This window comes from uncultured Microbacterium sp. (assembly GCF_963521645.1).
Lineage (GTDB): Bacteria > Actinomycetota > Actinomycetes > Actinomycetales > Microbacteriaceae > Microbacterium.
The window spans coordinates 1-4,932 of record NZ_CAUQVQ010000126.1 but is presented as its reverse complement, the minus strand read 5'-3'; the positions used below and the strand labels follow the sequence as shown (position 1 = coordinate 4,932).

Annotated in this window: 4 protein-coding genes; 1 reads left to right on the top strand and 3 read right to left on the bottom strand. The window is 69.1% G+C overall.

What is annotated here, in order from left to right:
• Window positions 1-106 precede the first annotated feature (106 nt).
• From RWO82_RS15065 to RWO82_RS15055, 3 genes are all read right to left on the bottom strand, one after another.
• Window positions 107-1,372 (bottom strand): ABC transporter substrate-binding protein, encoded by a 1,266-nt coding sequence (locus RWO82_RS15065; protein WP_314428342.1) that lies wholly within the window; start codon window positions 1,370-1,372, stop codon window positions 107-109.
• 90 nt (window positions 1,373-1,462) lie between these two features.
• The gene (gene rarD, locus RWO82_RS15060; protein ID WP_399540923.1) at window positions 1,463-2,419 is read right to left on the bottom strand and encodes an EamA family transporter RarD; all 957 of its coding nucleotides are present in this window, start codon (window positions 2,417-2,419) and stop codon (window positions 1,463-1,465) included.
• An 86-nt stretch (window positions 2,420-2,505) separates the two neighbouring features.
• Window positions 2,506-3,954, bottom strand: coding sequence for an MFS transporter (locus RWO82_RS15055; protein ID WP_314428341.1), 1,449 nt, complete (start codon window positions 3,952-3,954; stop codon window positions 2,506-2,508).
• Between the two features lie 102 nt (window positions 3,955-4,056).
• Between RWO82_RS15055 and RWO82_RS15050 the strand changes: the two genes are divergently transcribed.
• Window positions 4,057-4,932, top strand: coding sequence for a helix-turn-helix transcriptional regulator (locus RWO82_RS15050; RefSeq protein ID WP_314428340.1), 876 nt, complete (start codon window positions 4,057-4,059; stop codon window positions 4,930-4,932).

The following is a 4,932-nucleotide window of genomic DNA, read 5'->3' as shown; positions in this document are numbered from 1 at the left end:
CCCTCGTTGCGTTGTCGTTCTTTGGGGCCGACCCGCACCGGCTCTTCCCCCCCCCGGCCGGGGCCCCGGGGGGTACGCGCCCGGGGGCCCACTCTGCGTGAGGGTGTCAGTCGATGCGCGTGTGCATGTTGTCGGCACCGTACTGGAAGACACCGATGGTGGCTTCGGTCGGGTCACCGGCGTCGTCGAAGGCGACTCCACCGGAGTAGCCGTCGTAGTCGGCCGCGTTGCCGTCGAGGATGATGTCGGCGCACGCCTCGAACGTGTCGCACTTCTCGCCATCGCCCGAGCCGCCCGAGACCTCCTGCAGCTTCCCGGCGATCTCGGCCGGGTCGCTCGAGTTCGCAGCCAGCGAGGCCAGCGCGAGCAGCACCACAGCGTCATACGACTCTGCGGCGTAGTTGAAGTCGACGAGCTCCGCGCCGTCGCCCTGCTCCAGCCACTGCGCCTTCAGGCGGTCCTGGAAGTCGTCGGCGAGCACCGGCCCGGGCTGCGTGCCCTTCGATCCCTCGATCGACACCGACATGTCGGTGCCCCACTGCGAGATGTTGCCGTCGACGAAGTAGAAGTTCGACCCGTCGAAACCACTGTTGACGAACGACGGAACGATCGTGGAGGTCTCCTCGAAGCCGATCACCGCGATCGCATCGGGGTTCTGCGCCAGGATCGACGAGACCTGTGCGCTGAAGTTCGTGTCTCCGGCGTTGTAGGACTCGCTGGCGACGACCTCGCCACCGCTGGCGGTGAACGTCTCGTTGACGACGGCCTCGAGGCCGGTGCCGTAGGCGTCGTTGAGGTAGATGATGCCGAGCGAGGCGGCGCCGTCTTCCGCGATCAGGTTTCCGAGCACCTCGCCCTGGAGAAGATCGCTCGGGGCGGTGCGCCAGTACAGTCCGTCGTCATCCCAGGTCGTGAAGTCCGGCGAGGTGTTCGCCGGCGAGAAGGTGATGACACCGGCGCCGACGGCCTGGTCGAGGAAGAGCTTCGTCACACCCGACGACGCCGCGCCGATGAGCGCCTGCACGTCGGAACCGAGCAGACGCGGGACCGTGGTCTCGTACGCCTTGTTGTCGGGGTCTCCCGAGTCGCCGTACTCGACCTCGACGGTGATGCCCTTCGCAGCCTCGTTGATCTCGGCGGTCGCGAGTCCCACGCCGGCCTCCTCGGGCGGGCCGAGGTAGCTGAGCGCACCTGTCTGCGGCAGCACGGTGCCGATGCTGAGTGTGAGATCCTCGCGTTCCGCCGGATCGGGCGCCGCGGATTCCGTCGAACCTGTGTCTCCGGAACACCCGGCGAGGATGAGTGCGGCGGCACCGAGGACGGCGACTGTGCCGTACCGCTTGCGCGCACGCGAGCCAGTGAGAATGCTCATGCTGCTCCTTATGTCAGACGACGGAACTCAGAGCGCTCCGCCGTTCTCACCAAGGTAATCGTGCGGATGCTTCACGATTGTTGCGATGCGTTAACGGTGTGAAACAGTCCGGTCTCGGATGGATAACGGCACCCGTGACTGACGCCCGCGGCGAGCGGCGAGCAGCAGGTCGACGACGAACACCGCGATCGCGATCCAGACGATCACGAAGCCCAGCCAGCGTTCGAGAGGCATGGGCTCTCCCAGCACCGCCGCTCCGATGATGAACTGCATGACCGGCGTCACGAACTGGATCATTCCGATCACGGTGAGGTTGATGCGCCTCGTACCCGCCGCGAAGAGCAGCAGCGGAACAGCCGTCGCGACCCCCGCGAACGCGAGCACAGCCGCGTGCCAGGCGCCGAACTGCCCCATCGTGATACCCGCGGGCGTCATCGCGACGACGACGAGCTGCACCACCGCGATGGGGATCAGCCAGAACGATTCGAGTGTGAGCCCGCTGACGGCATCGACAGCGGGGCCGATCTTCTTCTTGATGAGCCCGTAGACCCCGAACGACGCCGTCAGCGAGAGCGCGATCCACGGGAACGAGCCGTAGAAGACCACGATCACGGCCACCGCGACGGTCGCGATGCCGATCGCGGTCCACTGGAGGCGGCGGATGCGCTCCTTGAGCACGAACACGCCCAGCAGCACGGTGGCGATCGGGTTGATGAAGTACCCGAGGCTCGTCTCGACGACGTGCCCGGTCAGAGTGCCGATGAGGAACACCTGCCAGTTGACGTAGATCAGCACTCCGGCCAGTGCCGTCCATGCGAGCAGCTTCGGCTGCCGTACGATCGCGCGCAGCGCCGGCCAGCCGCGCGTGACCGTGAGCAGGATCGCACAGAAGACGAACGAGAGGAGCACGCGCCAGGCGACGACCTCCCACGGGCCGGTCGGCGCGAGCATCAGGAAGTACAGCGGGAGCACACCCCAGAGCAGGTAGGCGCCGCCCGCATACGCGACCCCCGCGGTCTGGGCCGCTCGGTCCGTGCGCATCGTCAGGGTCACCGCACAACACTACGCCCGGCGCGGAGGAGCCCTGCCCCTCCGACGGTCGCGTGGCCGCGGAATGGCAGGAATCCTCCGCCTCACGGCACGGAGACGACGTCGGCGCGATCTCGTCGGCGGCGACGTGGCAACCTGAGGGCGACGGCGATCGCGATCGCGGTCGCCAGGGCGATCGCGGCGTTGACCGCGATCGCCGCCTGCACCCCGCGCAGGAGCCCGGCAGCGGCGAAGGCGGCGACGACGGCGGCCATGACCGGAGTCCCCAGCGCGATGCCGACCTGCTGACTCATCGTGACGAGTCCGGTCGCGAGCCCCTGCTGATCGGCGGGGACATCGGCCGTGGCGGTCACCACGTACCCCACGATCGCGACGAGGTTCGCGACGCCGCCGAGGAAGGTGAGGATCAGGAGCGGCACGACCCAGGACCCGTGCGGGGAGACGAACGCGAGCGGGAAGGTCACCGCCGCTTGGGCCGAGAGCGACAGGACGATCGCGGTGCGGGCGCCGATGCGGCCGATCACCCGTGGAGCGATCAGGCCGCCGAGCACGGTGCCGATGCCGAGCAGCCCGAGGATCAGCCCGGCCGTGAGCGGGTCGAAGCCCAGGATCTCCTGCAGATAGAGGGTCAGGACGAAGACGAGCGAGGTCTCGGTGGCGAACGCCAGGAGCCCTGCGAGGTTGCCCCACGCGATGCTCTTGCGGCGCAGCATCGCCGGAGCGACGAGCGGATCCGCCGAGCGGCGCTCCACGAGCAGGAACACCACGACGAGCACGACGGCGATCACGAGCGCCCCCCACGTACGGGGATGGGCCCAGCCGTCACGACCGGCCGAATCGATCCCGAGCACGAGGGCGACGAGAGCGGCCGTGACCGTGAACGCACCCACCGCATCGAGGCGCGGCCGCGAGGTGCGCGACGGCTCACGCAGGACGAACACTCCCGCGGCGAGCGCCACGGCAGCGATCGCGACATTGAGGAGGAACGCCCACCGCCACGACACACTGCCGGTGATCATCCCGCCGAGGATCGCACCCGTGGTGAATCCCGCGGCCATCAGCGCCCCGTTGAGGCCCAGCGCGCGCGAACGGGTTGGCCCCTCGGGGAACATCGTGGTCATCAGCGCCAACGCCGCCGGGGTGACCATGGCCGTCGCGATGCCCTGCCCGGCGCGCGCGGCCAGCAGCACGGCGGGAGTCGTTGCGAGCCCGCCCGCGAGAGACGCGAGCCCCAGCAGCACGATGCCGGCGAGGAAGACGCGCTTGCGACCGAACAGGTCGGCCACCCGTCCGAAGAACAGTGTGAACGAGGCAGCGCAGACGGCGAACACCGTCACGATCCACTGGAGCCCGGCGCCGTCGACACCGAGCTCCCGTCCGATCGGCGGCAGCGCCACGGTGAGGATGGAGAAGTCGACGGCGAGCGTGAAGTTGGCGGTCAGAAGCACGGCCAACGCCACGGTCTGCGTCGTGGAGAAGCGCTCGGCGGCGGCGGAATCGGGTGAGGAGACGGTCGAGTCGGTGGGGATCACGAGAACAGCCTGCGGGCGTCATGTCGCCGCAGCCAGATCCCTCGTATGGGTAGCACCATCAGGGGCAGGCTACGAGATGCCCGAGGGGTGAGAATGAACACCATGAGTACGCACCCGGCGACGGATCCGACCGCTGTCACGGCACGCCCGATCACGGAGCTCGGCGAGTTCTTGCGATCACGCCGCGACCGCGTCACACCCCAGCACGTCGGCGTGCAGAGCGTCGGCCGGCGCCGCGTGCCCGGGCTGCGTCGGGAGGAGCTCGCCCGACTCGCCGGCGTCTCGGTGACCTACCTCACGCGCCTCGAGCAGGGGCAGTCGCAGAACGCGTCGGACGCGGTGATCGATGCGCTCGCGCGCGCCCTGCAGCTGGATGCGGACGAGCATGCGCACCTGATCGCACTCGCACATCCCGCCGCTGCGAGGCGGCGCCGCAGCAACCGGCCCGAGCGCGCGCATGCGGGTGCCTCGCAGCTGCTGCATGCCATGACCGTGCCCGCGCTGCTGCTGGGGCGAGTCAACGACATCCTCGACTGGAATCGCACGGCTCACCTCCTGCTGGCCGGTCATCTGGATGCGCGTGCGCCCCTCACGCCCGCTGATCGGCCGAACAACATCCGGATGCTGTTCCTCGACCCGCACACCCGAGACCTGTATTCCGAGTGGGAGGACGAAGCCGCGCTCGCCGTCGCATCGCTGCGCTACACGGCCGCTCAGTTCCCCGACGATGCGCGTCTCACCGCGCTCGTGGGCGAGCTGAGCGTGAAGAGTCCGAGCTTCGCCCGGCTCTGGGCGGGACACATGGTGCGGCTCTGCACCAGCGGCACCAAGAGGTTCGCCCACCCCGTGGTCGGCGAGCTGACGCTGGGCTACGAGGTGCTCCACCTGCCCGACGGGGACGGCCAGCGCATCCTCGCGTTCAGTGCGCCCGCCGCCAGCGCTGCGGCCGCAGCGCTCGCCCTGCTCGACTCCCGGTGA